Source organism: Mycobacterium sp. (assembly GCF_049280035.1).
In the GTDB taxonomy this organism is placed as follows: Bacteria; Actinomycetota; Actinomycetes; order Mycobacteriales; family Mycobacteriaceae; genus Mycobacterium.
The window spans coordinates 1-4506 of record NZ_JBAPPI010000448.1; the positions used below are offsets into that span (position 1 = coordinate 1).

Here is a 4506-nt window from a genome sequence, read left to right on the forward strand (position 1 = left end):
GGCCTCATGCAGAAACCGTTCGTCAATGCGATGGCCGCTGCTCTGGTCGCGGCGGGTGCTACGGCGTGCTCGTCGCCATCCGCCTCACCTCCGCCGCGCGCGTTACCCGCAGGAACCGCGAGGGTGACGATCAACGATAGGGCCCTCCCCGCGACCACCGCGGTGAAGTGTGCGCAGATCGGATCGCTGACCACGATCACAACCGGTGACACGGTCGCGGGCGTTAAGGCACTGGTATCCAACGAAACTGGGCTTACGGCCAAATCCGTCACCATCACCGATTTGAGCGGTTTCACCGGGAGCTACATGAAAGGGCTCGACGGCAAAGCCGACGTGAGTATGACGGCTCAGACGTACATAATCCGCGGTACTGCAGACGGGTTCGTCGCCGACGATCCCAGCGTGAGGACAACTGGCACGTTCGCGATCCGGGTCGCGTGTTAGGCGCTGGCCCAGAATCACCGCCGAGTTGCGCAGCTACGCCGCCGCGGTCAGGCGGTCACAAGAGCGGCTCCCCCTATCGCGACGGCTGCCGCGATGGCGCCTCGAGCGAACAGCTCTCCTTGCTTCATGGCGGCGAAAGCGTAATATATCTGTCTAATTCTTATCGCCTGAAAGCAGAGCTGAACCACGACGCGATCACCATGGCCAAGGCAGTAGTTGGTCGCAGGAACTTCCGCAGCCCACCACCGGCCACCGCCTGCCGGCGGCGGACAAGGAGCAAAATGCCATGCAGTATCGACCGCTGACCCTGCCTACCTTGGTGATCGCCGCCAGCATCCTGCTGTGCTCCCCTGCCGCACACGGGGATGGCGACAACAACACGCTCATACCGAACAACAAACGACTCAACGATGGTGTCGTTGCCAACGTATACACCATGCAGCATCAGGCGGGCTGCACCAACGACGTCAGGATCAACCCGCAGCTGCAACTGGCCGCGCAGCGGCATACCCACGATGTGCTGAACAATCGCAACCTCGACGGCGACATCGGCTCAGACGGGTCCACACCACAGGGGCGCGCGAACGCCGCCGGCTTCCATGGTCAGGCAGCAGAAACGGTGGCGATCAATCAATCCATCGCAATCAGCGGCAACGATTTGATCAACCGGTGGTATTACAACCCCGCCTCCAACGCGATCATTTCCAACTGCGCCAACAGCCAAATAGGAGTGTGGTCGGAAAACAGCCCCGATCGCACCGTCGTGGTGGCCGTCTACGGACAGCCACCGCAACCAGGGGCTGACGTAACGTCGCCCATGGGCGCCGCACAAAGCGAGACCAACATTCCGATCGATCCCACCCCCGACTACGACGCCAGCGACGAGCTCGAGTTCGGCATCAACTGGTTCCCCTGGATCCTGCGAGGTGTCTACCCACCGCCTGGCAATCCGCCGCAATAGCCAAGGGCCAGAACGCCTTCGGAGCCGGTGCGTGTCCGTCACACCCTCGTTGGGACCACCCGGGCCACTCGAATGCTATGCCGCGGCGGCGATTTCGCGTCCCGATCTGGCATGGTCGGTGACGCCGATCAGCGCTTCCAGAGGTTCACATGAACGACCCACCCCGGCCAAAGGCCAGCAACCACCCACGGCGGGCCCCCGAGCTGCTTCAGGTTCAGCCAAGAACAGGCACGTAACCCAGCGTGTGTGGCGCAACCCGTCGTCGGCCCCTTTTCGACAGACACTGCGCAACCTTTTGAGTTCCGCTTAGCTCCGCGGCATGGCTCCAGGCGTTTTAGCCAAGTGGAACGATCTAGGGCTGCGCGGGAGACGGGGGTCCTGCTGGCCGATGCAGATCACCGTGCAATTGGACGCCGCCAGGGCCGGCTGCTGAGATGGCCCCACCGGTTGTCGAGGGGATACTCCGGAGGGCCGAAGTCGATTAGCGGCATCTGCGCCAGCGGGTCGATGGGTGGCAGGCCAAGGACGTTGAGCGGGAGTCCGGGCCCGATGCCCTCGGGATGCTCTAGATGCGTGTCGCCGAGCGGCGGTGCAGGCCCAGTCACAGGCGGTAAGTCGATCGGCACTACTCCGGTGGCGTATGCGGCGGCCCAGCCGAGCACGTTACGCGCATACGGCATCGAGTTGTTGTAGCGCAAGATTGCTGCCATCACCTGAGACGAATCTCGCAAGTTCAGGCCGCCGCTGCACAGATACCGCGCGGCCGCCTGGAGTCGTAAAGGTTCTGCGGATCTGCCACGCCGTCACCGTCGCCGTCGGAGGCGTACCGTGCCCAGGTGCCAGGCAGGAACTGCATCGGACCCATCGCACGCGCATAAGTGACGCCACTGCCGGCGCTAGTTTGGACGATGACCTCGTTTCCGGGCAGCGTGCCATCCAGCACCGGTCCATCGATCGGCCGGACGGCGGTCAGCTGCGCGACCTTCTGCTCAAGCTCCGGACGTCCACGTTCTGTGAGAAGCACGACCTCGCCGACCCAATCACCCTCTTGATCGCGACTGGTCTGCGCCGCTCGGAGCTGCTCGGCCTGGGGTGGGACGACTACGAAAAGGAGGCAGGCACGCTCGCTATCACGGCTAAGGTCATCCGCGTACCGGGCCAGGGCCTAGCACGCGTCGACGAAACCAAGTCGGCCGCCAGCCGGCGAACCATCCCCTTGCCCAGGTTCGCAATTGAAATGCTTGAGAGACGGCGCCGGTTGCCCTACCTCGGTCAGCAAGCAATGATTTTCGCGTCGACGACGGGAACACTTCGAGACCCAAACAACTTTGGCAAGGAGTGGCGCACCGCGCGCACCCAGCTAGGTCTCCCGGAAGTGACCACGCACAGCTTTCGCAAGACGGTCGTCACGCTGATCGACGACGAAGGACTATCGGCGCGGATCGGTGCTGATCATCTTGGCCACTCAAATGTGTCCATGACCCAGGATCGCTACATGACGCGTGGCCGCATTCACCATCAGGTGGCCGAGCTGCTGGATCGCACGGTAGGTGCGAGGGATAAGTAGTGCGGAGGCAGGATTTTCTGGCTACTGCAGTAAGTGATGCCATAGCCGGCCGATAGCATCAGTTAATGCACGAAGTGATGCTATCTTAATTATGTGGCATCAATTAATGGCGGCACCGCCGTCAAGTACGAGACTCTCACTTGCACGACGCCAGCTGAGGCAGGTTATCAGCTGGCCGATTTGAGGGCGGCGCAGCGACAGTCCGGCAAGTACGAAGCTGCCATACCTGCCGACATCGCCGACTTACAGGTCGCGTTGCCTGCGGGCGTTCTTGCCGATGCCGAAGAAGCCAGTAATGAAATCGCCCGGTTCGACGCCGAACTCGGCCACGAGGTTGCGCCCTTCTCGTCGGTACTGCTGAGAACGGAGTCGGCGGCCAGCTCCAACATCGAAAACCTAACCGCCTCGGCACGAGCCATTGCCGAAGCCGAGACGCTAGGCGACACCAGCCGGCACAACGCAACCATGATCGTCAGTAATACCGAAGCCATGAAAGCCGCGATCGCATTGGCGGATCGAATCGACGAAGACGCAATTCTGGCTATGCACGCCGCACTAATGCACGCCAGCCATCCGGACATGGCCGGCAACTGGCGCACCGAGCAGGTGTGGATAGGCGGTGGCATGTTCGGCCCACGGGGTGCCGACTTTGTGGCTCCTCATCACGAGCGGATTCACGATGCTATCGAGGACCTGCTTGCATTCGCCCGGCGCAGCGATATCCCGACACTTCCGCAGATCGCGATTGCACACGCACAGTTCGAGACCATCCACCCCTTTCCGGACGGTAACGGGCGTACAGGACGGACGCTGATTCAAGCGATGCTCCGCAACAAGCGGCTAACCCGTCAAATCACCGTCCCTGTCTCCGCAGGACTGCTGACCAATACCGACGCATATTTCGACGCGCTCGGGTCCTACCGAGAGGGCGACCCCGGCCCGATAGTCGAAAGGCTCTCCGCAGCGTCGGTCTTGGCAGTTGTGAACGGTCGACAGTTGGTCGACGATCTGCGTTCGATACGCGAAAGCTGGAACTCAAAGATCACGGCCCGACGCGACTCGGCAGTTCACCGCGTCGCGGACCTACTAATCAGACAGCCGGTGTTCAACGCGCGAGTACTCCAACGTGAACTGGCAATCTCGACTGGGAACGCACGCCGATACGTGGACCCCCTCACAGACGCTGGGATCATCATCGAGTTCACCGACCGCACCCGTAACCGAGCATGGCGCGCGCCTGAGGTTCTAAGCGCGCTCGACGCGTTCGCCGTACGCGCCGGACGGCGGCCGCCGACCTCCTAGCGACCTACACAGTCCGCATAAACGATGAATAAACGATGACTCGATGCCAGCGACCTTGAAAAATACTCTCTGACGTGGGCCTGTTCGTGGGGCGGGCGGGGCTCGAACCCGCGACCAACGGATTATGAGTCCGGCAAAGCGGGTCCGCCGGTATCCGCGAGTGTTCGGTAAAGCCAGTCCTGCCAGCACTTTTAGGCCCTGGACGTTCGTCGGTATCCGTGAGCGTCTGGCG

The 4506-nt window shown here is 62.1% G+C and carries 4 protein-coding genes, 1 tRNA gene and 1 pseudogene; 4 read left to right on the plus strand and 2 right to left on the minus strand.

Annotation, left to right across the window (positions count from 1 at the left end; translation table 11 throughout):
• Positions 1-444: lipoprotein LpqH (locus tag WAN71_RS14845; RefSeq protein WP_422226059.1), on the plus strand; the 444-nt coding region annotated here is incomplete at its 5' end.
• Positions 445-730: 286 nt separating this feature from the next.
• Positions 731-1405, plus strand: coding sequence for a CAP domain-containing protein (locus WAN71_RS14850; RefSeq protein WP_422226060.1), 675 nt, complete (start codon positions 731-733; stop codon positions 1403-1405).
• A 466-nt stretch (positions 1406-1871) separates the two neighbouring features.
• Here the strand turns inward: WAN71_RS14850 and WAN71_RS14855 are convergent.
• Positions 1872-2384: pseudogene (locus tag WAN71_RS14855) on the minus strand (lytic transglycosylase domain-containing protein); the annotation flags it as partial.
• On the opposite strand from WAN71_RS14855, the gene WAN71_RS14860 reads away from it, so the two are divergent.
• Positions 2307-2972, plus strand: coding sequence for a site-specific integrase (locus tag WAN71_RS14860; RefSeq protein WP_422226061.1), 666 nt, complete (start codon positions 2307-2309; stop codon positions 2970-2972). The pseudogene WAN71_RS14855 and the gene WAN71_RS14860 overlap by 78 nt on opposite strands.
• 93 nt (positions 2973-3065) lie before the next feature.
• Positions 3066-4274 (plus strand): Fic family protein, encoded by a 1209-nt coding sequence (locus tag WAN71_RS14865; protein WP_422226062.1) that lies wholly within the window; start codon positions 3066-3068, stop codon positions 4272-4274.
• 87 nt (positions 4275-4361) lie between these two features.
• Here WAN71_RS14865 and WAN71_RS14870 read toward each other — a convergent pair.
• Positions 4362-4432 (minus strand) — tRNA-OTHER (locus WAN71_RS14870).
• Positions 4433-4506: the final 74 nt, after the last annotated feature.

Excerpts from the sequence above, each read along its gene's own strand:
- WAN71_RS14850 (WP_422226060.1), top strand. The coding sequence starts at position 731 with ATGCAGTATCGACCGCTGACCCTGCCTACCTTGGTGATCGCCGCCAGC.